The organism is Streptomyces misionensis, assembly GCF_007896895.1.
GTDB classification, from domain to species: Bacteria; Actinomycetota; Actinomycetes; order Streptomycetales; family Streptomycetaceae; genus Streptomyces; species Streptomyces misionensis_A.
On record NZ_VOGW01000087.1, the window covers coordinates 127919 to 150578 of the forward strand.

Below are 22660 nucleotides of genomic sequence, written 5' to 3' on the forward strand. Positions count from 1 at the left end.
CCTTCCGCCTCGGCCCCGCCGTCGCCGAGTCCTTCCCCGACACCCTCATCGCGGTCGTCACCGCCACCGGGCTGCGCGGCCGCGAGCCCTGGCCCGCCACCACCGCCGCCCTCCAGGACCTGGAGCGGCAGCTCGCCGACGGCGCCTGGCAGCCCGCCGACGAGAGCGATCCGCGCATCGAGGCGTGGCACACCGCCTACCGCTCCTTCGGCACCAACCCCCGCCGTGTCCGGCCCAGCGTCGACGCCCTCGGGCGCCGCCTCGCCAAGAAGGGCACCCTGCCCCGGATCAACCCGGCCGTCGACTCCTACAACGCCGTCTCCGTCCACCACGGCCTGCCCGCCGGCGCCTTCGACCTCGACCACGTCACCGGCGACGTCGAGATCCGCCACGCCGACGGCAGCGAGACCTTCGTCCCGCTCGGCGAACCCGGTACCACCGAACACCCCGAGGCCGGAGAAATCGTCTATACCGACGCGACCGGCGTACTAACCCGCCACTGGAACCACCGCGACGCCCACCGCACCCGCGTCACCGAAGACTCCACCCACGTCGCCTTCGTCCTCGAAACCCTGCACGCCGCCCGCGACGGGCACCTCCTCAGGGCCGCCGCCGACCGGCTCCAGGACCTCCTCGCCCCGCACACCGACCGGACCGAGGTGCACTACCTCACCCGCGAGACGCCCGAGACCACCGTCTGACCCCCGCTCCCCCGCGCTCCGCGGTGCGCCCCGACCGGCGCCGGAGGCCGGCGCCGCGGCGCGTCGTCCTGCTCGCCGGCCGGGCGCCCGCGGTCTTCCTTGCGCGCTACTCCCCGCTCGCCTGCTTCCTCGTGGCGCCGAAGACCGCCTCGGCCTCGCGGATGCGCCAGTCCTCCAGCGTGCGCTGCTGGCGCCGGGCCCGCTCCAGCAGCGTGTCGAGCTGTGCCGCATCGAGGCGCCGGTCGACGGCGCCGAGCCGGCGCAGGGTCTGCCATCCGGCCGCCTTGCCCTCCACCGCCATGCGCAGCGCCTCCAGCTCCAGCACGGTGCTGAGCGGCGAGCGCCGGATCAGGCGGCCGTTGCTCTTCAGCCGCCCGAGCCGCTCACCCGCCCAGCCCGCGCAGACCTTGTAGCGGCGGACGGGGACGCCCAGGTCCCGCATGATGCCCAGCAGTGCCGCCCGGTCCTGCGCGATCTCCCTGGCCACAGGACCGACGTCCCGGCCGAGCGCGGTACCGCTGCTGGCCCGCGCCAGGTGACCGGCCCGCAGCACGCCCGCGGTGGCGCCGGCCAGGTGGTCGTTGAGATAGATGCCGAGCAGCTTCGAGTCGGCCGCGCGAGCGTGCGCGCCGCGTGCGGACGTGTCCGAGGGTGACGGAGCGTTCATGCGAGCCTCCTGGGTGTGCCGGGTCCGGCGAGCGGTACTGGGGCCGGCCACACTCGGGTACCCCGCACGGCGTGATCAAGCGCGCCGTGCGGCGGGCGTCCTCGCCGGTGCGGTCTGGGGGGTGTGACGCCGCTCGGCCACCGGAGCTGTCCGCAGACGGTACGGGTGCCGCCCAGCAGCGGGCGGCACCCGTACCGCGGAGGTCAGGCGGTGCTGGTCAGGCCCAGGGCGAGCCGACCACCCAGCTGGTGTCGTCGCTCCAGGACGTGGCGCTGTCCCAGGCGTTGGAGCCGCCGTTGCTCGCGAGGTAGACGGTGTAGTTGTAGTGGCGCAGGTACTTGCTGGTGTAGTTGACGGACTGGAACGAGTAGCCCTGCCCGTTGTGCCCGGTCTGCGGGCAGAAGGTGGCGTCCTGCGCGAACTGCGAGGTGCCGTCGTTGGCGTTGAGCTGGAGCTTGAAGTTGGAGTGGCGCAGGTACTGGCCCGAGTCGTTGGCGGACTCGAAGGAGACGCAGGAGCTGTTGGCCAGGCCCGCCCGCACCACCCAGGTCGCGTCGCCCCGGTCGGTGGCGGAGCTGGAGGAGGTGACCGGGGCGATCACCACGTTGCTGTCCGCCGCGTTGTGCTGGACGTAGTCGGTGGTGCAGCACGAGGTGGTGGCCCGCAGCGAGATCTTCGAGCCGGGGGTGAGCGAACCGGAACCGGTGGAGGAGCCGTTGCCGTAGCCGACCGAGGTGATGTTGGCCTGTACGGCGTTCTCGGTGGCGTCGGAGGGGTAGCCCGAGGTCATCACGCCCTCGTAGAACGTGCCCGCCGAACCCTTGCTGTTGTCGCCGCCGATGCCCAGGATGATCGCCCCCTCCTTGTGCATGGGGTTGTAGCCCGAGACGTTGGGGCGTGCGCCGCTGTAGTAGGTCGACAGGCCTCCGGACGCCGCGTTGCCGCCCCGGATGGCCCACTGGTTCGGCCCGCCCTTGACGATGGCGGTCTGATACCTGTTGCTGACGCTGGGGTCGTTGGCGTTGTAACCGGCGTTGACGCCGGAGAACAGGCCGTTCTCCAGGTCCGCCATGATCCACGGCCCGTTGCCCGAGCCGTAGCCCCAGACCTTGATGTTGCCGAAGTAGATGGCCTCCATGTGACCGTTGCCGGTGTCGTTGTTGCTGGTCTCGGCGTTGCCGTAGTCGAAGCAGCAGCCGCCGTTGTAGTGGGTGCCGTCCAGGACGGCGTACATCCCCTCGGCCTGGTCACCGGTGGCGATCCCGGAGGTGTGGTCGTTGCGGTAGCCCGTGCCGGGGGCCACGAAGACGCCGTACGCCTCGTGGCCGGCGACCGTGGTCGGGGCCGCGGTGGCGTTGGCGAGGTTGTCCGGGCCGCCGGCCGCGCCGCCGCCGGGGGCCTGGGTGAGGTTGTTGCCCTTGCCGGACTGGTCGTAGATGACGGTGATGACGCAGGTGGTGCCCGAGCAGAAGGAGTCCTGCGCCGCGGCGTTGGCGTATCCGCCGGCGCTCAGCACTCCGATGTCCTTGGTGGCGTTGTCGGAGGCGCGCCGGACCTGGTAGAGCGCGCCGTTGTACGAGGAGTACAGGGCGCGGGTGGTGCTGTGGGCGGCCACGCAGGGGGTGCCGCCGGAGGCGTAGAGGTCGCAGGGCAGCGTTCCGGCGGCTTGCGAGGTCTGGGCGCCGCCGACGAGGACGCCGGCGACGAGCGCCGCGGCGGCGCCGGCGGACAGCGCCCATTTTCCGAGCCTGCGCAGCAGGCGCGACGGTGCGGGTAAGGGTGCGGACACGGGTGTCCTCCTTCGGAGGGGGGATGTGGGGCCCCGGGCCGGTGCCCGGGCACGGGGTGCCGGTCCGGCGGCTGTCGGGGGCCTCCGGACGGCACGTTCTGGGGGTGAGGGAGGAGCGGTCGCGCGCGTGCCGGATGCCGCCGGGTGCGGTACGGCCGGGCGTGCGGGCGTGGGCTGCCGGCGGCGGTGCCGCCCCGGAGCGGGGTCCGGGGCGGCGGTTCAGCCGCGGCGGGCGATGCTGCGGGCGCGCAGGCGGTCGGCGGTGATGGCCAGTCCGAGCACGCAACCCAGCACGATGTTCGTGTAGTTGGGGTTGATCTGAAGGGTCGTCAGGCCGTTGTTGATGAGTTCGAGCAGGATGGTGCCCGCGACGATGCCGATGATCCGGCCCTGGCCGCCGACCAGGCTGACGCCGCCGATCACCGCGGCGGCGATCGCGGACAGCTCCCAGCCGACGCCGACACCGCTGGCGGAGCCGACCCCCATCCGGCCGAGCACGAGGATCCCCGCGAACGCCGACAGCAGGGAGCTGGTGACGTACATCGACACGATGCGACGGTCGCCGCGGATGCCGGCCAGCCGGGCCGCCTCCGGGTTGCCGCCGACGGCGTAGACCTGTCGGCCGGCGTAGGTGCGTTCCAGGAAGAACCAGGCGATCACCGCGACGACCACGAACAGGATGAGCGGAAGCGGCACCTGCGCCACGTACATCTGGCCCAGATCGCTGAAGGTGCCGCCGATGCCGGTGATCGACGTGCCGGAGGTGATGGCCAGGGTGACGCCCTGGGCGACGGTGTAGGTCACCAGGGTCACCACGAACGGGGCCATCTTCAGCCGGGTGACGGCGAGTCCGTGGATCAGGCCGACGGCGCCGGCGATCAGCAGCGTCAGCAGGATCGCCACCACCGGGGGGAACCCGGCCCGGACGTTGAACCAGGACATCAGGATGACGCTGGTGCCCAGCAGCGCGCCCACGGACAGGTCGATCCCGCCGGTGAGGATCACCAGCGACTCGCCGATCGCGATCAGCCCGTACTGCGCCAGGTCGAAGCCCATGCCCTGGAGGTTGACCGCGCCGGCGAAGGACGACTTGTCCAGCGCCAGCGCGACGAACACGACGACGCAGGCGGCCACCACCCCGACCTCGGGTGTCTCCAGCAGCAGCCGGACGAGCGGCCGGCGCCTCTTGTCGTCGGCCACCGCCGCGGCCGGCGCCGCGGCCGTACTGGTGTTCATGCGCTTGCCTTCCCGTGGGTGGCCGCGGCGGGCTGTGTCCCGGCCGCCGCCGTCATGATCACTTCCTTGCCGAACCGGTCGCGCGGCAGGTCGGCGACGATCCTGCCGTGGGCCATCACCACGATCCGGTGGCAGATCCACAGCAGTTCCTCCAGTTCCGAGGAGGCGACGAGGACGGCGAGACCGTCCTGTGCGGCCTCGTCGATCAGCGCGTAGATCTCCGCCTTGGCGCCCACGTCCACCCCGCGGGTGGGCTCGTCGAGCAGCAGCAGCTTGGGCCGCGCGGCCAGCCACCGCCCGAAGACCGCCTTCTGCTGGTTGCCGCCGGACAGGTCGGAGATCGGCTGCTCCTGGCTGTGCAGCCGCACTCCCAGGTCCTCGATGATGCGCGCCGCGTGCTCCTTGTCCCTGCGCGGCCGCAGCACCCCGCGCCGGCTGATCCGGCGCAGCGTGGCCAGGGTGACGTTCCACCGCACCGAGTGGGCCGGCAGCAGCGACTGCACCTTGCGGTCCTCGGGGACCAGGCCGACGCCGGCCGCGACGGCGTCGGCCGGGTGGCCGGGCCGGAAGTCCGCCCCGTCCAGGACGACCTCGCCCGCGGTCCGCGGCTGGGCACCCATGACGGTGTGCAGCAACCGGCTGCGGCCGGAGCCCATCAGCCCGGCGACGCCCACGATCTCACCGGCCCGCACGTCGAGGTCGACCGGGCCCAGGCCGTCCGCTGTCAGGCCGCGCACGGAGAGGACTCGGGAGCGCTCGGCGGAGGAGGGCGGTGCGAGGTCGGCGCGGGCGAGTTCGCTGCCGACCATCTCCCGGATCATCCGCTCCTCGGTCGCCTCGTCCGGGGTGAGGTCGGCCACCAGCCGGCCGCCGCGCAGCACGACGATGCGGTCGGCGATGGCGCGTACCTCGTCCAGGCGGTGGCCGATGAACAGCACCGCTCCCCCGGCGGCGGCGTGCCGCCGGGCCAGGTCCAAAACCCGCTCGGCCTCGACCGGGCCGAGTGAGGAGGTGGGCTCGTCGAGGATGAGGACCACCGGGTGGTGGCCCCACGCCTTGGCGATCTCGATCATCTGCCGTACCGGCACCGGGTATCGCTCCACCGGCCGGTCCACGTCCACCTGCTCGATGCCGACGTCGGCGAGCAGCGCCCGGGCCTCGGCCCGGGTCGCTGAGCGGTCGACGACGATCCGGCCGAGCGGTCCGCCGGCCGCCTGCGCGGGGCGGCGGCCGAGCAGCAGGTTCTCCGCCACGCTCAGCCGGCCCACGAGCGGGAACTCCTGGGCGACCAGCGCCACCCCGAGTTCGCGGGCGTGGTCGGGGCGGCCCGGGGCCAGCGGCCGGCCGGCCACTTCGATGGTCCCGGTGCTGGGGGTGACGGTGCCGGACAGCACGCCCATCAGCGTGGACTTGCCGGCCCCGTTCTCCCCCACGACGGCGACGATCTGTCCGCGTGCCAGGTCCAGCCGGGGGATGTCCAGCACCTTCACCGGCCCGTACACCTTGGTGACCTCGCGCAGGGAGGCGGCGGTCTCGCTGCCGGCGGCCATCAGTCGATGCCCAGCTGCTTCAGCTTGGCCTGGTAGTCCGCCAGGTTGGCCTGCGTCACCAGGCCCACCCCGGAGCTGAGCGTCGTCCCGTCCGACTCCAGGTAGGGCTGGACGATCTTCATCGTGGCGTCCTTGCCCAGCACCTTCAGCGCGGCCAGCAGGTACGCGCCGGTGTAGCCCTGCTGGTACGGCTGCTGCAGCACGGTCGCCTGGATGACGCCGGACTGGATGAACTTGAGCGTCTGCGGGTCGCTGTCGTCGGAGATGATCTTCACCTTGCCGGTCTTCCCGGCCGCCTTCACCGCCTGTCCGGCGGACGGGCCGTCGTAGGAGTACACGCCGTACAGCCCGTTGACGTTCGGGTTGGTCTGGATGGCGGTCTGCGCGTTGGACAGGGCCTTGGAGGCGTCCATCCCGTCGCTCAGCTTCTGCACCACCTTCACGCCGGACCCCTTGAGGGCGTCCTCGAAGCCGGCGATCCGTTCCACGGCGTTGGAGGTGGTCAACGAGCCGACCAGGACGACCACTTGGCCCTTGCCGCCGAGTGCCTGCTTCATCGCCTCGCCGGCCTTCTGCCCGGCCTGGTAGTTGGGCGTGCCCAGGTAGAGGGCGGCGCCGTCCTCCTTGGGCAGCGGCGAGTCGATCGCGAGTACCGGGATGCCGGCCTTGTTCGCCGAGCTGATCGGCGCCTTGATGGCGGTCGGGTCGATCGCGGACACGCTCAGGCCGGTGATCCCCTGACCCCGGAGCGTCTGGATGATCGACAGCTGCTGGTCCAGCCGCCCGTTGGCCGGTGCCTGGTACGTGCCCTTGACGCCGAGCGAGGACAGCCCCTTGTCGAACCCGACCTTGCCGGCGTTCCAGTAGTCCGTCGCGACGTTCACCACCATCGCCAGGTCCTGCTTCGACAGGTCCTTGCCGGCGAGGGCGGACTTCAGGGCGGCGTCGAGCTCGGCGAGTTTCGCGTCGTTGAACGTGATGTCGCCCTTGATCGTCGCCCCGGCCGAGGAGGCCGAGTCGCTCGACCCGGCGCCCGCCCCCGATCCCGAGGAGGAGCCGTCCCCGGCGCCGTTCTTGCTGCATCCTCCGATCGCCAGCAACGCCACGGCGGCGACCCCGACGACTCCCCGGCGCACCGGCCGGGTCGCCAGGCCCGCGCCCCGTTTCGTGCCCGACCGACGGGCGGACCGCACACCACGCATGTTCGACATCCTCTGCAGAAGAGGCCTCGCGGCCTGTTAGCGCTCACATTCGGCCGACCGGAACATCCCCGTGCCAGCCCCCGCCCCGGCCGCCAGAACCTGCCGCCGACATACGGGCACCACCGGAGCACGCCCTTTCCGGCCGCAGGCCGGGCCGGACGGGTCTTTCCCCACACGCCGCGCGGCCACGGCCGGGGCGGGAGGGGGACCCCCCGCGCACCGTCCGCGGACGCCGTCATCGGCATCGCGGGCCCTGTCCGTGCTCCCTTGCTTGCCAGAGATTGTTAGCGCTCACCGATGCGGCGTCAAGGTGTTGCACCGAAGAAAAACACCGCCGCTCGACCCCGCCCGGCCAGCGTCGACTCACCGACGACACAGCCGAATTGAGTGGGCGTCAGCCCGATGCACGGGCGGCAATGGTCGGCGCCGGGAGCAGCCTGCGGAGCCCTCCCGCGCCCGTCACCAGCGCCCGGACGCGGCATGCCCGGACGGAGGCCGGGTGCGGGTGCCGGACCGCGGTTCGGCACCCGGGCGGTGCGGCCGGCGTCCCGTCGGAATCGCCCCACGTGTCCACGCCGAACCGGTAGGACCCTTACTCTGCCGGGAAGTTGACCCGTGACAGCTACGCGCCCCGGGTGGCCGTGGGCCGGGCGTCGGCCTGCGGGCAAGGGCGCCGGCACCAACTCACAGGCCGCCGGCGAGCCGGTGGTACGCCTGGTTCCAGCGGATCTCCTTGACGAACTGCCGCATGTCGGTGGTCTCGTCTATGAGCAGCAGCTCCGTGCGGAGCATGTCCGCGAGGTCGGCCAGTTCCTCCGTGCCCACCGCCGAGGTCAGCACGGTGTGGTGCGGGCCGCCCGCGGTCAGCCAGGCCTCGGTCGCGGTCCCGAAGTCGGGCACCGGGCGCCAGACGGCCCTCGCCACCGGGAGGCGGGGCAGCGGTTGCGGCGGCGGGACGACGTCGATCCGGTTGGCCACCAGCCGGAACCGGTCGCCGACGTCGACCAGGCCGACCACCGCGGCCGGGCCGGGCTCGGCGTCGAAGACGAGCCGGACGGGGTCCTCGCGCCCGCCGATGCCGAGGGGGTGGATCTCGCAACTGGGCCGGCCCGCGGCGATGCTGGGGCACACCTCCAGCATGTGGGCGCCGAGGACGAGCTGCTCGCCGGGGACCAGGTGGTAGGTGTAGTCCTCCATGAACGAGGTGCCCCCGGGGCGGCCGGTACCGGCCGTCTTGAGGGCCGCCAGCAGCGCGGAGGTCTTCCAGTCCCCCTCGGCACCGAACCCGTACCCGTCGGCCATCAGCCGCTGCACCGCGATGCCGGGCAGCTGCCGAAGGCCGCCCAGGTCCTCGAAGTTGGTGGTGAAGGCCCCGAAGCCGCCGTCGGTGAGGAAGGCGCGCAGGCCCAGTTCGATGCGGGCGGCGTACCGCAGGGCGTCGTGCCGCCCGCCGCCGTCGGCCAGTTCGGGGGCCATCCGGTAGGCGTCGGCGTACTCCGCGACCAAGGCGGCGACGGCGGCGTCCGCCACCGAGTCGACGGCGTCGACCAGGTCGGCGACGCCGTAGGTGTTGACCGAGACGCCGAACCTCAGCTGTGCCTCGACCTTGTCGCCCTCGGTGACGGCGACGTCGCGCATGTTGTCGCCGAACCGGGCCAGCCGCAGCCGGCGCAGCGCGTCGTATCCGAGGGCGGCGCGCATCCAGGCGTGGACGCGGGGGGCGGTCGCCGGGTCGCGGACGTGGCCCGCGACGGTCTTGCGGGCCACTCCCAGCCGCGTCTGGACGTACCCGAACTCCCGGTCCCCGTGGGCGGCCTGGTTGAGGTTCATGAAGTCCATGTCGATGGTGGCCCACGGGAGTTCGGCGCCGGCCTGGGTGTGCAGATGGAGCAGCGGCTTGCGGAGCATGTCCAGGCCGGAGATCCACATCTTGGCCGGCGAGAACGTGTGCATCCAGGCGATGAGGCCGACGCAGGCCGGTTCGGCGTTAGCCTCCATGACGAGGGAGAGGATGGCCGCGGAGTCGGTGAGCACCGGCTTCCAGACGACGCGGACGGGGGCACCGGGTACGGCGGCGAGCCCGTCGCTGACGGACCGGGACTGCTCGGCGACCTGGCGGAGGGTGTCCTCCCCGTAGAGCCCCTGGCTGCCGGTGACGAACCAGACCTCGGGGGCGGCGGGCGGTGTCATGGTCTGCTGGCTCCTCACTGCGCGGACGTGCCGGGTTGGCCGTAGACGTGGCGGTAGCGGTCGTGGAGCCGGTCGACGGCTCGGGGGTCGATCGGCAGCGGCCGGCCGAGCTGGTGGGAGATGTGCACGCTGCGGGCGACGTCCTCGCACATCACGGCGGCCTTCACGGCGGCGCGCGGGTTCGGGCCGATGGTGAACGGCCCGTGGTTGCGCATCAGTACGGCGGGTGAGCGGTGCCCGGTCAGGGTCTCCACGATGCCGCGGCCGATCGAGTCGTCGCCGATCATCGCGAAGGGGCCGACCGGGATCTCGGCGCCGAACTCGTCGGCCATGGCGGTCAGCACGCAGGGCACCGGTTCGCCGCGGGCCGCCCACGCGCAGGCGTAGGTGGAGTGGGTGTGGACGACGCCGCCGACCTCCGGCATGTGCCGGTAGACGTAGGCGTGCGCGGCGGTGTCGGAGGACGGCTGGAGTCCCCCGCCGTCGACGACTCGCCCCTCCAGGTCGCAGACGACCATGGACTGCGGGGTCAGGCGCTCGTACGGGACGCCGCTGGGCTTGATGACGAACAGGTCCTGCTCCGGTACGCGACCGGACACGTTGCCGCCGGTCCACACCACCAGGTTGTAGCGGACCAGCTCCTGATGGAGCTCGGTGAGCTCCTCGCGCAGCGCGGCGACCGCGGTGGCGGCGCCCGGGGGAAGCGGCTCTGCGTTCATGACCATGGCGACCTCGGCGTTCTCGGGAAGGCAGGAGCGGGAGGGGCGAAGGATGGTGGGTAAGCGCTCACCCTCGGCACTGTGAGCGCTCACATTTTCGGTGCGGAGGACAGGGCGGCCGAGCGCAGCGCGCGCAGCCGGTGCATCACGTCGTTGCCGCCGCGCCCGAAGTGGTCGTGCAGCGCGCGGTATTCGGCGTGGAGGCGGTCGTAGGCGGCGGCCCGGGCCGGGTCCGGGGTGTAGGCGTTCTCCTGGCGGCGGCCCATCGCGGCGGAGGCGGTGCGGATGTCGGGGTAGGCGCCGGCGGCGACGGCGGCATGGATCGCCGCGCCCAGGGCCGGCCCCTGCGCCGAGGCGAGCACATGGACGGGGCGGTTGAGCACGTCGCTGTAGACCTGCATGAGGAAGCGGTTCCTCAGCAGCCCGCCGGCCGCCGTGAAGTCGGTCACCGGGACGCCCGCCGCCTCGAACGCGTCGACGATGGTGCGGGTGCCGAAGGCCGTGGCCTCGACCAGGGCCCGGTAGACGTCCTCGGGCCGGGTGTCGAGGGTCAGGCCCAGGATCAGCCCGGACAGGTGGTGGTCGACCAGCACCGAGCGGTTGCCGCTGTGCCAGTCCAGTGCCAGCAGACCGTGCCCGCCCACCGGTTGCGCCGCAGCGCGCTCGGTCAGCAGCTCGTGCACGCCGATCCCCCGCCGGCGGGCCTCGACCGCGTACTCCTCGGGCACGGCGCTGCGCACGGCCCAGGCCAGAATGTCGCCGACGCCGCTCTGCCCGGCCTCGTACCCCCACAGCCCCGGCACCACCCCGTCCCGCACCACCCCGCACATGCCCGGGACCTCGGCGAGGACGTCGGAGTTGAGGATGTGGCAGGTGGAGGTGCCCATGATGGCGAGCATCCGGCCCGGGTCGAGGGCCTGGGCGGCGGCACTGGTGACGTGCGCGTCCACGTTCCCCGCGGCCACGACCGTGCCCTCGCGCAGTCCGGTGAGTTCGGCGGCCCGGGCGGTGAGCCTGCCGGCGGGAGCGCCGAGCGGGGTCAGCGGGTGTTCCAGCTTGGCGGTGAAGCCGGTGAAGCCGGGGTGCAGCCCGGCCAGGAACGCCTCGTCCGGATAGCGGCCGTCCTGGCGGACGCCCTTGTAGCCGGCGGTGCACGGGTTGCGGCTCTCGGCTCCGGTCAGCTGCCACACGATCCAGTCGGCCGCCTCGATCCAGCGGTCGGCGGCGGCGTAGGCGTCCGGGTCCTCGCGCAGCATCTGCAGCGCCTTGGCGTACTGCCACTCGCTGGAGATCCTGCCGCCGTAGCGGGCCAGCCACGGCTGCCCGGTCCGCTGCGCACGCTCGACGATGAGGTCGGCCTCGGGCTGGGCGGCGTGGTGGCGCCACAGCTTGGGGTACGCGTGGGGACGGCGCTCGTACCCCGCCAGCTCGCACAGCGGGGTGCCGTCCCAGGTGGTGGGAAGCACCGTGCAGGCGGTGAAGTCGGTGGCGACGCCGACGACCTGCTCGGGGGTCACTCCGGCGTCCGCGAGCGCCCGCGGTACGGCGAGACGCAGCACGTCGCGCCAGTCCTGGGGGATCTGAAGCGCCCAATCGGGGGGCAGCGGCACTCCGCAGGGCAACTCCCGGTCGACGACGCCGTGGGCGTACTCGTGCACCGCGCTGCCCAGTTCGGCGCCGTCCTCGACGGCCACGACCAGGGCCCGCCCGGAGAGCGTGCCGAAGTCGATGCCGAGGGTGACCGCGGGGGGATCGGTGGTCAAGGTCTCCTCCAGTCGTGGCCGGCGCGGGCGGGTCACCGCGCCGCGCCGGACGCCCGCTCTCCGCCCCGCGGGTGCGGTGCGTCCACCGGGCGGTCGGCTTCGTGTCGAAGGGTCGTGGAGCGCCGTCAGGAAGGGGTGCTGCTGCGGCGGACGATCAACCGCGGCTCGATCACCACGCGCTCGTCGTCGCCCTGGGTGGTGCCCGACTCCAGCCGGCTGACCAGCAGCCGGATGCTCGCCTTGCCGAGCGCGGCGAAGTCCTGCCGGACGGTGGTGAGCGGCGGGGTGAAGAACTCGGCCTCGGGGATGTCGTCGAACCCCGCTATGGCCACCTGGCCGGGAACCGACAGGCCGGCCTCGCGCAGGGCACGCAACACCCCCAGCGCCATCTGGTCGTTGGCGACGAAGACGGCGGTCACCTCGGGAGAACCGCGGCCCGCCGCTCCCGCGGTCACCCGGCCGGCCAGCTCCTGCCCGGCCCGGTAGCCCGACAGCGGGGTCCAGTCGCCCTGGATCGGCGGCGGTACGACGGCCCCGGCCTCCTCCAGCACCGAACGCCAGCCCTTGGCCCGCGCCTCCGCCTCCAGCCAGCTCGGTGGCCCCGCGACGTGCCAGACCGTGCGGTGGCCGGCGGCCAGCAGATGGCTCGTCGCCATCCGCGCCCCGAGCCACTGGTCCACCGAGACCACCGGTATCGGCAGGTTGTGCCCGCCCTCCACGGTCACCACGGGGAAGGGCAGCCGCAGTTCGGCCAGCGCGGTGACCGCCTCGCGGTGCGGCACGATCACCACGATGCCCTCCACCCCCCAGTCACTGAGGTGGTCGATCGCCTCCCTGAGGGCGGCGGCCGAGTAGCGGCGCAAGGTGACCGCCGAGACCATGTACCCCTCGTCCCGGGCGGCCTCCTCCAGACCGAAGAGCGTACTGGACGGGCCGAAGAGCGTCGGATTGCAGGCCACCACACCCAGGGTGAGCGTGCGCCGGGTGACCAGCGCCCGGGCCGAGGAGTTCCGCCGGTATCCCAGCTGCCCGATCGCCCTGAGCACGTCCGCCCGGGTCGACTCGCGCACATTGGGATGGTTGCTCAGCACCCGCGACACCGTCTGGTGCGACACGCCCGCGAGTTGCGCGACGTCCGCCATGGTGGGTGCCCTGCGGGGGCCGGTGCGGCCAACGGTCTGCGACATGAGGCTCCGATCCGTGATGAGCATCATTGTTAGCGCTCACAGGTGGGGGCGTCAAGGGACGTGAAGCCGCACGACTGCGCCTCAACTCGGCCTGCACCGCGGCCCGTCGGGCACCTGCCGGGCACCGGCCGGTGCCCGGCCGCGATGCTGTCCGAAGGCCCCGTCCTCGCGACCGAAAGGACGTCGCCGCATGCCGTCCTGCCCTACCGGGGCGACCAGCGGCTGCCCGGTGTCGTCGTCTCGGCATCGACCTGGCCTGGTCGAGCACGACGCGCTCGGCACCGTCCGCCGACCGGTCGTCAGGGCAGCGCGAGGACGTCGTCGATCGCCGACCGGACCGCCTCGTCCCCCAGGAAGGCCCGGTGGTCCCGGTACGCCGAGAGCCGCCGGTCGGCTCCCCGCACGGCACGCAGGGCCGCCCGCGCCCGCGGAGAGACCGTGCCGATCCTGACGAGGGCGCGCAGCGCACGGAGGAACGAGCCGTAGGCGTCACCGCCCTCGGCGAAGGCGAAGACGGCAGACCTCATCCGGGGCGGCCGGTCTCAGATTCTGCGCAAGTGCTCGCGGATCGCGCGTGAGGAATGAGCCTTGTCCGCCAGGACCAGATCCGGCCTGGTCCGTGGCCGTCCACATCGGCGCGGAACACGCAGACGCGCCATCACGTCCGTGAACGCGGGCGCGTCACCGGCCTGTCCGGCGGTGCGTTGGAAGGCCAGGGGCGGCAGCGGCCGCCGGCTGCGAGGCGGATCGTGTTGGTCAGTCGCTCAACCAGCTCGAATGCCCTCTCCGCGCCGTCCGTCAGCCGCACCGCGCCCTGATCACGACGGCCCGCGCTGCCCCGGTGCGCGGGCCGCGAAGCCCCGGCACATCCATGCGATGTGCCGGTGGGTCACAGCTCGCGGCCGACCAGGAAGTCCAGCACCGTGAGCAGATCCCCCGCGGCCCCGGCGGCCAGCGGGGCCCGCGTCAGGAGGGCACGGGCGGTGGCCGTGTGGCCGCGGGCCTCGGTCAGCGCCGCTGTCCGGCCGCCGGCCGCCTCGATCAGCTCGGCGGCCTCCTCCGCACGCCCCGGCGAGTCCAGCAGTTCGGGCAGGGCGCGGCCCGCCGGGGAGTCCAGGGCGGCCAGCACCGGGTAGGTCTTCTTGCGCTCCCGCAGATCACCGCCCGCGGGCTTGCCCGTGACGGCGGGGTCGCCCCAGATGCCGAGCACGTCGTCGATCAGCTGGAAGGCGATGCCGAGGTGCCGTCCGGCCCGGTCCAGCGCGCTGGTCGTGTCCTCGTCCGCGCCGCCGAGCACGGCGCCCAGGGCGGCGGCGCAGCCCAGCAGGGCGCCGGTCTTGGCCTCCGCCATCGCCCGGTACTCCTCGGCCGTCACCCTGTCCGGGCCGGTGCACGGCCGGCCGGTGAACAGCAGGTCGTCGGCCTGCCCGCGCACCAGGTCGGCGAGGGCCGCCGACAGCAGCCGTACGGCACCGGCGCCCTGCGGCACGGCGGCGAGGGTCTCCACCGCCAGCGCGAACAGGGCGTCGCCGGCCAGCACCGCCGGGCCCGTGCCGTATGCCTTCCAGACGGCCGGGCGGCGGCGCCGGGTCGCGTCGCCGTCCATGACGTCGTCGTGCAGCAGCGAGAAGGTGTGCACCAGTTCCACCGCGACCGCCGCCGGGATTCCGGCCCGCCCGTCGGCACCCGCCGCCCGCGCGCCGAGCACCGCCAGTGCCTGCCGTACGCCTTTGCCGCCCGGTGCGGCGGCGGGCGCGCCGCCCACCTCGCACCAGCCGAAGGAGTACGCGGCCATCTCGCCCAGCCACGGATGCAGCCGATCCACCGCCTCGCGCAGGGCCGGCCGCACCAACCCCGCGCAGTGGGCGAGGATTTCCGGCGCGGCGGGCGGAGCCTGGAGCGCGGTCACCGTACGACCTCCGCGTCGAGCCCGAACTCCTCCCGGGCGCGGGCCACAAGGCGTTGCACGTGCTTGAGGCCGCTACCTTCCAACGACCGTGCCAGCGCGGCGAGTTCGGCCGCCGTCTCGTCGCGGCCCCGGCCGAGCCGCGCCAGCGACTTGGCGAGGCCCAGCCGGGCGAGCGCCTCGCCGCGCGGCTCGTTCATCGCGCGGAACTCCGAGAGCGCCAGCTCGTACATCTGCCGCGCCTCCTCGTGGCGTCCGGCCCGGTACAGGACGTTGCCGCGCATCTTGTGGTTGTAGGCCAGCGCGCTGGACAGGTTCATCGCACGGCAGCCGGCCTCCGCCCGCGACAGCAGCTCCAGTGCCCGGTCGGTGTCCTTGTCGCGCACCGAGAGGATGTCCGCGAGGCCGCGCAGCGCCCAGGCATGCCCGCGCCGGTCCTCGGCGCGCTCGGCTATCTCCGCCGCCTCTTCGAACAGTGCGTACGCCCGGTCGTAGTCCCCGGTGTTGCGGTGCATCTGGGCGATGCCCTCCAGCGCCCAGACGGTGTGCCGGGCCTCGCCGCGCCTGCGGGCCTCGGCCAGCAGCTGCTCGTGCAGCCGGCCGACCGCCGCGTAGTCGCCCTGGATGCGGCCGGTCTCCGCGAGCCCGGCCAGCGAGTAGCCCCGGCAGACGACGTCGCCTGCCCGCTCGCCGAGTTCGGCCGCGAGTCCGAGCAGCCGCCAGGCCAGCGGGAACGCCCCGCGCTGCCGGGCGAGGGTGCCGCCGCTCCACAGCGCCCACGCCATCGCCGCCGCGTCGCCGGCCTCCCGAGCGGTGCGGTAGCTCGCCTTCCAGGCCTGGTCCGCCTCCCGCACCCTGCCGAGCCGCCGGTACGCCTCGGCGACCGCGAGCCCGCAGCGGGCGGCTTCGGCCGGGCGTCCCGACCGTTCGGCCTCGCGCAGCTTCTCGATGCCTTCCGCCAGCACATCCGTCAGCGAGGAGTTCACGGAGAGGGTGGTCAGGGCGCCCTGGTACTCGGGCGCGAAAGCCTTGCCGTACATGTGTGCCTTTCTATACGCGACGTCTATACACGCCGTGTATAGGGTGTCGTCAGTGCGCCCCGGCCCGTGAGGACCGGAGCGTGTCGGTCTGTTGTGGATCAAGACGCGGGTACGGCGAAGGGGGTTGCCCGCGCGATGTGGATCACGATGTGAAGGTTTCGTGCCGCCGATCCGGCGCCGCGTGGACGACGCCGCGGGCACGCCACTCGGGCGCTCGGCGGGACCGCTTGCCGCGCGGCTCCCGGTCCGGCGGCACGGCCCTTCGGCGGCGGTGGCGTCGGCCGCCGCCGGTGGCGTTCGGACGGGCGGCCTCGCGCCGTCGGCGAACTATGGCGCGACGCCCCGGTACTCGCGGTCCGCGCGCAGGTGGTCCAGGGCCACCCGGGCCGCGGTGCCGAGGAGTTCATCGCGAGTGGGTGCCCCGGGCGTCAGCGACCGGGTGAGGACGGCGATCGCGTACCGCCGCCCGTCGGGGAAGGCCACCACGCCGGCGTCGTTGCTGACGCCACCGGGCACGGTCCCCGACTTGGACACGACCAGTGCTTCCGGCCCGAAGCCGGTGGCGATCTTCCGGGTGAGCCGCTGCTGTCCCATCGTCCGGCGGAGATCGGAGCACGCCTCGGCGGGACCGGCCTCGTCCCGCCAGACCGCGCGGAGCAGGGCGGCCAGGTCGTCGGCGGTCGCACTGCTGATCCGTCCCGGCCGCATCCCCGGCGATGCCAGCACCCGCTGCCAGATCGCCTCGCCCTCCTCCGGCGTTGCGGCGTCCCGGATCAGGCAGGCCCGCCATCGCGGCCCAGCCGGGGAACCCGGCGCCGCGGGCGGCGGTGTCGAACTCGTGCTGGATCGTGCCCGGCAGGTGGAAGCCGGTGAAGCCGAGCCCGGCGAGGCGCGCCCTGACCCGTTCGATGCCGACCCGGCGAATCAGCACATCGGTCGCGGTGTTGTCGCTGATGGTCAGCATCAGCCGGGCGACGTCCCGCAGGGAGATCTCCACCGGGTCCTCGGTGATGCACAGACCCTGGCCGCCCAGCGTCGCCTCGGCCGGCGACACAACCACTCGCTCGGCGGGATCCAGTTCCCCCTCCGCCGCCTGGCAGAAGAACTCCAGCCCGACGGCGATCTTGAACGTGGAGGCCGCCACCGCGGACACTCCCCCGGCCACCGACAGCCGCCCCGGCCCGTCGATCTCCAGCGCGCTCAGACTCCCCCGGCAACCGCCGGCCGCGAACACCTCGTCGATCGTCTCTTCGATCATCCGCTCACAGTGGTAGCCGGCGACCGCCCAGGGCAGAGGTGTTCACCATGAGCGTGTCCGCTGTCGGCGTGACGGGCCGTCGGGCGGAAGACCGCCGCAGCCAGGCCGGAGCGACGAAAACCGCGTGCGGCCGCAGACCTGGTCGTGCGGGGTCCCGCTCGGCGAACGCCAGGGACGCCGAGGCCGCCGTATGCAGGACACGCCAGGCGGGTGTCAGCCACGGAGCTCTTGGAGCCATTTCATCGACCGGAACGCCCTCCTCGACGCATTGGCCGAACGGGGCGCGCAGCCGGCGCGGCGGACCCGTCCTGCGGCAGCGGCCCGACCCGGCGTTTCGCGCGAGCGGCCCGGTCAGCCGGCACAAGGGCGTCGGTAGGGGGCGATCCTCCCGACGGTCTTCTCCCACTGCCGCTTGCTGATCACCTGGTGGTTCGTCGAGCACATACGGTCGTAGACCTCGTCGGCCCGGTCGCTCATGAGCAGGATTCCGAGCCGGTTCCCCGGCAGCAGGGACTGGGTCATCGCCAACGTGCGGCCGTCCGGGCTGAATTGGACGTCCATCGCGGAGACCCCCGCGAGCGTCCCCAGGTCGTTCGGGTCGTGCTTGTCGCCGACGTCCCAGAGCTGGACCTCGTTCACGATGTCGGCGTGGGCCGCGGCCAAACGGCCGTCGGGGCTGACGATCAGGTCCGAGACGCGGTTCTGGGACGGCAGCACGCTGGCTTTCCGCGGCCGTGCCGGATCGCTGACGTCCCACAGGGAGACGCTCTTGTCGTTCTTGGTGGCGACCGCGAGCGTCGTGTCGTCGAGGAACGCCGCGCTGTTCGTCTGGCCGTCGATCTGGACGGGTTTCCCGGGCCGCCCGATGTCGGCGATCCGTACCAGCCGCAGCGGCCCCTCGAAGGACCACAGGGCGAGCACGCGGGTGCGCGGGTCGAATGCCACGCCGGCGACGTCCTCGCCGGACCGCGAGAGGAAGGTCCCGGCCCGGGACGGCCGGTGCACGTCGTGCAGATCCCACAGCCGGGCGCCGTCGTCGTCGTATGTCAGCAGGGTGGTCGGGTCCAGGAACAGGAGATCGACCTCGGAGTTCTTGTGCGTGGCGTGCAGCGGGATGGTGGCCGAACGGCTCGGTCGGCGGGGGTCGGTGATGTCCCAGACCGTGGCCTGGGAGTCCGCGGCGTTCCCGGCCACGAGGGTGCGCCCGTCGCCGGTCACGGTCACCCCGCCTTCGGCCCGGAAAGTCGACAGGTGCACGGGGTGCCGCGCCGTGGTCAGGTCCCACAGCGCCAGGGACGAGGCGTCCTGCACCTGGCTCACCAGCAACCGCCGGTGCGGGAGGAAAGCCGCCCGTGTCCACGGCCGCGGCAGGGTGGCGGCGAGAGTGGGACGGTAGGGGTCGGAGGTCTGCCAGATGGCAGCCGTCTTCCCGGAGGCCGCGGAGTCGTAGTCGGCGCTGACCGCGAGCAGACGGCTGTCCTCGCTGAACGCCTTGCCGGGCACGCCGGACCCGGGGCTGTCGATGATGCCCGGCAGCGGCTGCGCCACCGCTTTCGACCACAGGCTGACCGTGCCCTTGTCGCCGCCGCTCGCGATGACGCCGCCGTCCGGTGCGGTGGCGACCGCGTACACCGGCACGGTGCCCGGCAGACTGCTGAACAGGTCGATCCGGCCGTCGGAACCGGGACCGGTGATCTCCCAGTAGTCCACGGGGCCCGTCGAGTTCGCCGCCACGAATCCGGAACCGTCCGCGGCGAAACTCAGCGACATGGCGACCGAGTTGTTGTTCCCGGTGAAGGTTTCGACGTTCCTGGTCGCCGGATGGGCAGGATCGTGCACGTCCCACACCGCGATCGAGCCCCGGACGCCACCGGCGGCGAGCAGCTCGCCCCGCCGGCTGAAGGCCAGGCTCAACGCCGAGTCGGCGGCGCGCACCGCCAGCAGCTCGGGCTTGTGGGCAGCGGTGACCCGCCACAGCCGGACGGCGGCCGAGTTCCGGCCCCGCTTCGCCGCACCGTTCGCGGTGGCGAGCACCGTGCCGTCGGGGCTGAACGCGACCGCGGTGACCTCGTTCCTGCCGACCGCCAACGGGGTGTCCAGGGGGTGTGCCGGATCCCGCACGTCCCACAGCCGGACGGTGCCGGTCGCACCGGAGGCGGCGACCGTGCGGCCGTCGGCGCTGAACGCCACGCCGGGCACGGCGTCCGTGTCGGCGGGGCTGCCACGCACGGCGCGCACGACGGGATGACCGGGGTTCCGCACGTCCCACACGGAGAAGGACCGCCACGTGCGGGCGACGAGCAGGCTTCCGTCCGGGCTGAAGGCGATGGCCGCGGTGCCGTCCGTGTGCAGCACCCCGCGCGCGGCGGGCCGGTCGGGATCGGCGACGTCCCACAGCCGGATCGTCCGGTCCTTGTCGGAGGTGGCCAGCAGGCGGCCGTCGCGACGGAACACCGTGTTGAACACCCGGTCCGTGTGGCCGCGAAGGGCGATGGGATAGCGCTTGACGTAGGAGGCCAGCAGACTGCTGCGGGCCTCTTTCGTGGGGGCGAGTCCGTACGCCGCCAGGGCGAGCTGCCGGGCGGTGCCCGGATCACCGTCGCGGAGCTGGTCCGCGAGCTGTGCCAGCTGGCGGGACGTGATGAGGTTCTGCCGGTGGGCGGCCGAGCGGTACTGCGTGACCGCGACCAGTCCGCCCAGCAGCGCGGCCACCACCAGCATGGCGATCCCGGCGAGGCCCCACCTGCGGCGCCGGTGCGCGGCGAGGCTCGCGGCAAGGAAGCGGCGTTCGCGCGGGGTGAGCGCCACCTCGTGCTGCGGGGCGGCGAACCACTGGCGGGCGGTGGCCAGCCGCGTCCCGGCGTACAGCAGTGCCCGGTCGCGGCCGGCGGCCTGCCAGTCGTCCGCCGCGTCGGCGAGCTGCTGGTGCACGAGCAGCCCGGTGCGGTCCTCGTCGATCCAACGGCGCAGCCGGGGCCAGACCCGCAGCAGCGCCTCGTGGGCGATCTCCGCGGTGTCGCCGTCGAGCGTGATCAGGCGCGCCCGCGCCAGTGCGTCGCGCGCGGAGACGAGAGCGGCGGCCTCCTCGGACGGCCGGCTGGCCAGCAGCTCGGCGAGCGAGATGCGGCGGCGGGTGTCCTCGGTGCCCCTGCCGACGTGCACCATGCGCAGCAGGAGGGTGCGCGCCGCGCGGCGTGCGTCCGAGGACAGAGCCTCGTAGACGGTGTCCGCCTGTTTGGTGACGGCGTTCCACACTCCGCCGGTGGCGGCGTAGCCGGCGAGGGTGAGGGTGCGCCCGCCGCAGACCGCCCAGGTCCGTTGCAGCGCGTAGGACAGCAGGGGCAGGGAGCCGGCGCCGAAGGCGGTGGCGTCACCGGTTTCCGGCCGGGACCCGACGTCGCGCAGGACGGTGTCCGACAGCCCCGGTTCCAGCCGCAGTCCGCAGGCCTCGGCGGGTTTCTCGATGGCGTCGCGCAGCTCGTCGGGGGTCATCGGGACGACGGGCAGCTGGCGTTGGCGCAAGGCCGTCGCGAGTTCCGGATACGTCAGACACCGTCCGTAGAAGTCGGCGCGGACACCGATGATCACCATGGCGGGCGGTGACGTGGAGGCGTCGGCCGAACGACAGGCGGCGCACAGCGCGTTGACGAAGGCGCGTCGCTCCTCCTCGTCCGGGCAGAGGGTGAACAGCTCCTCGAACTGGTCGACGAGGACCAGCAACCGCCCGCCGGGCACGTCCTCGCCGCCGGTCGCGGCGCGCAGCGCGCTCCGCACCAACTCGGGCAGGAACTGCGGTTCTTCACGCAGCCGCGCGGCGCATGCGTCCGGGGACAGCTCCGCACTCGGGGCGAGTCGCCGGGCGAGGGAGGCAAGCGGCTGCGCACCGGGCGTGACGGACAGGCGCGGCCAGGTCTGCGACCCGGGGACGCGCAGCCTGCCCTGCTGCACCGCGGGCAGCAGCCCGGCGTGCAGCAGCGAGGACTTGCCCACTCCGGACGGCCCGACGACAGCGATCGGTCCCCCGGCGTCCGACGACTCCGACATCGTCCGCAGCAGCTCCGCGACGAGTCGCTCCCGCCCGAAGAAATACCGCGAGTCCTCGGCGGTGAACGGGTGCAGGCCCGGGTACGGGCAGGGGGCCGGGGCCTGTGCGTCCCGCTCGTCCGCCTCGGACGGGCCGCTGTCCGCCGTTGCCGAGGTGGCGACGGCCGCCGGGTTGGGCGCGAGGACCAGGTCCCCCGCCCGGTCGCTGAGGTGCCGGTGCGGTGCGGGCAGACCGCGCTTCGGCAGGACCCGGCACAGGCGGCGGTAGACGTCCTCGGTCGTCAGCTGCGGCAAGCCCGCGGGATCGCCGTCGCGCAACAGCTCGATGAGCGCGCCGGTGAACGCCGTGTACTGATCACCCTCCGGGGCGAGCGACTGCTCGTCGGCCGACGACGACGCCAGGACGTACGTCCCGCCGAACGACGCGAGTTCGAAGGCGTGGGCCGCCGCCGTTCCGAGCGCACCGTGGGCCCGGCCGGCGAAGCAGCAGTCCAGCACCACGATCACGGACCGCGCCCGGCAGCCGCTCAGCGCCTCCCGCACCGCCTGGTACGGCAGGCCCTTGAACGCCAGCCCGCCGACCAGGTCGTCCGTGGCCTGCGTGGCCAGGTACAGCTCGTTGCCGGGACTGACCAGGCCATGGCCCACGTAGTAGAACAGCAGGACGTCGGTGGCCTGCTCCGCCACCTCGGTCAGCGCGTCGCCGAGCACGATCGGGTCGCGGGGATGGAGCAGCGGCCCGCCGCCCCACAGGTTCTCGGGAGCCAGGCCGCATCGTTCGGTCAGGAGCCGGGACAGGTCCTGGACGGTCCGCGCGACGGCGGGCACATCGGGGAGCGCGGACCCGGGGACATGCCGGCCCGAACCCACCACCAGGGCCCGCGAGCCGGGCGAGGCGAGCGCGGTGGGGCGAACCGCCATGCCTCAGCGCTCCTGCGCGGAGTCGTGGGTTCCCGGCCCGTCGAGCGATTCCGACAGCCGACGGGTTAGCTCGGTCACGTCCTGCGGCGTCAACTCACGTACGGCCGGGGCCTTCAGCTCGAACGACGCCCCGTCGCTGCGCCGCACCGTGAGCGTGACGCCCCCCGAGCGGCGACGGATCCAGGTGATCAGCACACTCGCCAACGCCGTGGCGACACCACCGGGTCCGAGCGCGACGGAAAGGGTTTCCAGCGCCGAGCCGAGCGTCCCCCGGGCGGGCGGTGCCGCCTCCAGCCGCACCCGGCCCCGCAAGGACGGTTCGGCGACCAACCACTCGCGCAGGGAGCGCAGTTCGTCGGCGGCTCGCCCGCTGTCGACCGCGACCTTGACGTCCACTTGCCCTCCGGGCCACTCAACAGGCACCCCATGGCGAGGGCAGCACCGTGCGCCCCCGCGACCGTCATCGTGTCATGGGCGACCACGCATT

16 protein-coding genes and 2 pseudogenes are annotated in these 22660 nt (G+C 73.3%); 1 reads left to right on the forward strand and 17 read right to left on the reverse strand.

The window, feature by feature from the left end:
- A partial coding sequence (locus FRZ03_RS15400; RefSeq protein WP_146465827.1) for a B3/B4 domain-containing protein occupies nucleotides 1-701 on the forward strand: 701 nt, incomplete at its 5' end.
- Nucleotides 702-807: 106 nt separating this feature from the next.
- On the opposite strand, the gene FRZ03_RS15405 is transcribed toward FRZ03_RS15400, so the two are convergent.
- The 17 genes and pseudogenes from FRZ03_RS15405 to FRZ03_RS15480 form a co-directional block, all read right to left on the reverse strand.
- The gene (locus FRZ03_RS15405; RefSeq protein ID WP_146465716.1) at nucleotides 808-1368 is read right to left on the reverse strand and encodes a hypothetical protein; all 561 of its coding nucleotides are present in this window, start codon (nucleotides 1366-1368) and stop codon (nucleotides 808-810) included.
- 217 nt (nucleotides 1369-1585) lie between these two features.
- Nucleotides 1586-3157 carry an alpha-L-arabinofuranosidase B gene (locus FRZ03_RS15410; RefSeq protein ID WP_261399087.1) on the reverse strand — a complete coding sequence of 524 codons (1572 nt, stop codon included), beginning with the start codon at nucleotides 3155-3157 and terminating at the stop codon, nucleotides 1586-1588.
- A gap of 219 nt (nucleotides 3158-3376) precedes the next feature.
- Nucleotides 3377-4393 carry an ABC transporter permease gene (locus FRZ03_RS15415; protein ID WP_146465717.1) on the reverse strand — a complete coding sequence of 339 codons (1017 nt, stop codon included), beginning with the start codon at nucleotides 4391-4393 and terminating at the stop codon, nucleotides 3377-3379.
- Nucleotides 4390-5943: a sugar ABC transporter ATP-binding protein gene (locus FRZ03_RS15420; protein WP_146465718.1), complete on the reverse strand. Its 1554-nt coding sequence runs from the start codon at nucleotides 5941-5943 to the stop codon at nucleotides 4390-4392. The genes FRZ03_RS15415 and FRZ03_RS15420 overlap by 4 nt, the downstream gene beginning before the upstream one ends.
- Complete coding sequence (locus FRZ03_RS15425; protein ID WP_146465719.1) at nucleotides 5943-7145, reverse strand: substrate-binding domain-containing protein; 1203 nt, start codon at nucleotides 7143-7145, stop codon at nucleotides 5943-5945. The genes FRZ03_RS15420 and FRZ03_RS15425 overlap by 1 nt, the downstream gene beginning before the upstream one ends.
- 684 nt (nucleotides 7146-7829) lie before the next feature.
- Nucleotides 7830-9335, reverse strand: coding sequence for an L-arabinose isomerase (gene araA / locus FRZ03_RS15430; RefSeq protein WP_146465720.1), 1506 nt, complete (start codon nucleotides 9333-9335; stop codon nucleotides 7830-7832).
- Between the two features lie 14 nt (nucleotides 9336-9349).
- Complete coding sequence (locus FRZ03_RS15435) at nucleotides 9350-10054, reverse strand: L-ribulose-5-phosphate 4-epimerase (RefSeq protein ID WP_146465721.1); 705 nt, start codon at nucleotides 10052-10054, stop codon at nucleotides 9350-9352.
- Between the two features lie 89 nt (nucleotides 10055-10143).
- Entirely contained in the window at nucleotides 10144-11817 is a 1674-nt protein-coding gene (gene araB / locus FRZ03_RS15440) for a ribulokinase (protein ID WP_146465722.1), read from the reverse strand.
- A gap of 125 nt (nucleotides 11818-11942) precedes the next feature.
- Nucleotides 11943-13004: a LacI family DNA-binding transcriptional regulator gene (locus FRZ03_RS15445; protein ID WP_146465723.1), complete on the reverse strand. Its 1062-nt coding sequence runs from the start codon at nucleotides 13002-13004 to the stop codon at nucleotides 11943-11945.
- 299 nt (nucleotides 13005-13303) lie between these two features.
- On the reverse strand, nucleotides 13304-13531 hold the full coding sequence (locus FRZ03_RS15450) for a hypothetical protein (protein WP_146465724.1): 228 nt from the start codon (nucleotides 13529-13531) through the stop codon (nucleotides 13304-13306).
- 21 nt (nucleotides 13532-13552) lie between these two features.
- Nucleotides 13553-13749 (reverse strand): annotated as a pseudogene (locus tag FRZ03_RS15455) (IS5/IS1182 family transposase); the annotation flags it as partial.
- Between the two features lie 144 nt (nucleotides 13750-13893).
- Complete coding sequence (locus tag FRZ03_RS15460; protein WP_146465725.1) at nucleotides 13894-14913, reverse strand: polyprenyl synthetase family protein; 1020 nt, start codon at nucleotides 14911-14913, stop codon at nucleotides 13894-13896.
- On the reverse strand, nucleotides 14910-15950 hold the full coding sequence (locus FRZ03_RS15465; RefSeq protein ID WP_146465726.1) for a tetratricopeptide repeat protein: 1041 nt from the start codon (nucleotides 15948-15950) through the stop codon (nucleotides 14910-14912). Before FRZ03_RS15465 ends, FRZ03_RS15460 begins: the two co-directional genes overlap by 4 nt.
- A gap of 327 nt (nucleotides 15951-16277) precedes the next feature.
- Nucleotides 16278-16658: a serine hydrolase gene (locus FRZ03_RS41200; RefSeq protein ID WP_398660445.1), complete on the reverse strand. Its 381-nt coding sequence runs from the start codon at nucleotides 16656-16658 to the stop codon at nucleotides 16278-16280.
- Between the two features lie 148 nt (nucleotides 16659-16806).
- Nucleotides 16807-17208: pseudogene (locus FRZ03_RS41205) on the reverse strand (serine hydrolase); the annotation flags it as partial.
- A gap of 351 nt (nucleotides 17209-17559) precedes the next feature.
- Nucleotides 17560-22173 carry a caspase, EACC1-associated type gene (locus tag FRZ03_RS15475; protein WP_146465728.1) on the reverse strand — a complete coding sequence of 1538 codons (4614 nt, stop codon included), beginning with the start codon at nucleotides 22171-22173 and terminating at the stop codon, nucleotides 17560-17562.
- 3 nt (nucleotides 22174-22176) lie between these two features.
- Nucleotides 22177-22569: an effector-associated constant component EACC1 gene (locus FRZ03_RS15480; RefSeq protein WP_146465729.1), complete on the reverse strand. Its 393-nt coding sequence runs from the start codon at nucleotides 22567-22569 to the stop codon at nucleotides 22177-22179.
- Nucleotides 22570-22660: the final 91 nt, after the last annotated feature.

What these genes read in the sequence shown, in the direction of transcription:
- FRZ03_RS15420 (WP_146465718.1), bottom strand. Translation starts at nt 5,943, where the DNA reads ATGGCCGCCGGCAGCGAGACCGCCGCCTCCCTGCGCGAGGTCACCAAG.
- FRZ03_RS15405 (WP_146465716.1), bottom strand. Translation starts at nt 1,368, where the DNA reads ATGAACGCTCCGTCACCCTCGGACACGTCCGCACGCGGCGCGCACGCT.
- FRZ03_RS15435 (WP_146465721.1), bottom strand. Translation starts at nt 10,054, where the DNA reads ATGAACGCAGAGCCGCTTCCCCCGGGCGCCGCCACCGCGGTCGCCGCG.
- FRZ03_RS15415 (WP_146465717.1), bottom strand. Translation starts at nt 4,393, where the DNA reads ATGAACACCAGTACGGCCGCGGCGCCGGCCGCGGCGGTGGCCGACGAC.
- FRZ03_RS41200 (WP_398660445.1), bottom strand. Translation starts at nt 16,658, where the DNA reads ATGCGGCCGGGACGGATCAGCAGTGCGACCGCCGACGACCTGGCCGCC.
- FRZ03_RS15450 (WP_146465724.1), bottom strand. Translation starts at nt 13,531, where the DNA reads ATGAGGTCTGCCGTCTTCGCCTTCGCCGAGGGCGGTGACGCCTACGGC.
- FRZ03_RS15425 (WP_146465719.1), bottom strand. Translation starts at nt 7,145, where the DNA reads ATGCGTGGTGTGCGGTCCGCCCGTCGGTCGGGCACGAAACGGGGCGCG.
- FRZ03_RS15445 (WP_146465723.1), bottom strand. Translation starts at nt 13,004, where the DNA reads ATGTCGCAGACCGTTGGCCGCACCGGCCCCCGCAGGGCACCCACCATG.
- araA (WP_146465720.1), bottom strand. Translation starts at nt 9,335, where the DNA reads ATGACACCGCCCGCCGCCCCCGAGGTCTGGTTCGTCACCGGCAGCCAG.
- FRZ03_RS15475 (WP_146465728.1), bottom strand. Translation starts at nt 22,173, where the DNA reads ATGGCGGTTCGCCCCACCGCGCTCGCCTCGCCCGGCTCGCGGGCCCTG.
- FRZ03_RS15465 (WP_146465726.1), bottom strand. Translation starts at nt 15,950, where the DNA reads ATGTACGGCAAGGCTTTCGCGCCCGAGTACCAGGGCGCCCTGACCACC.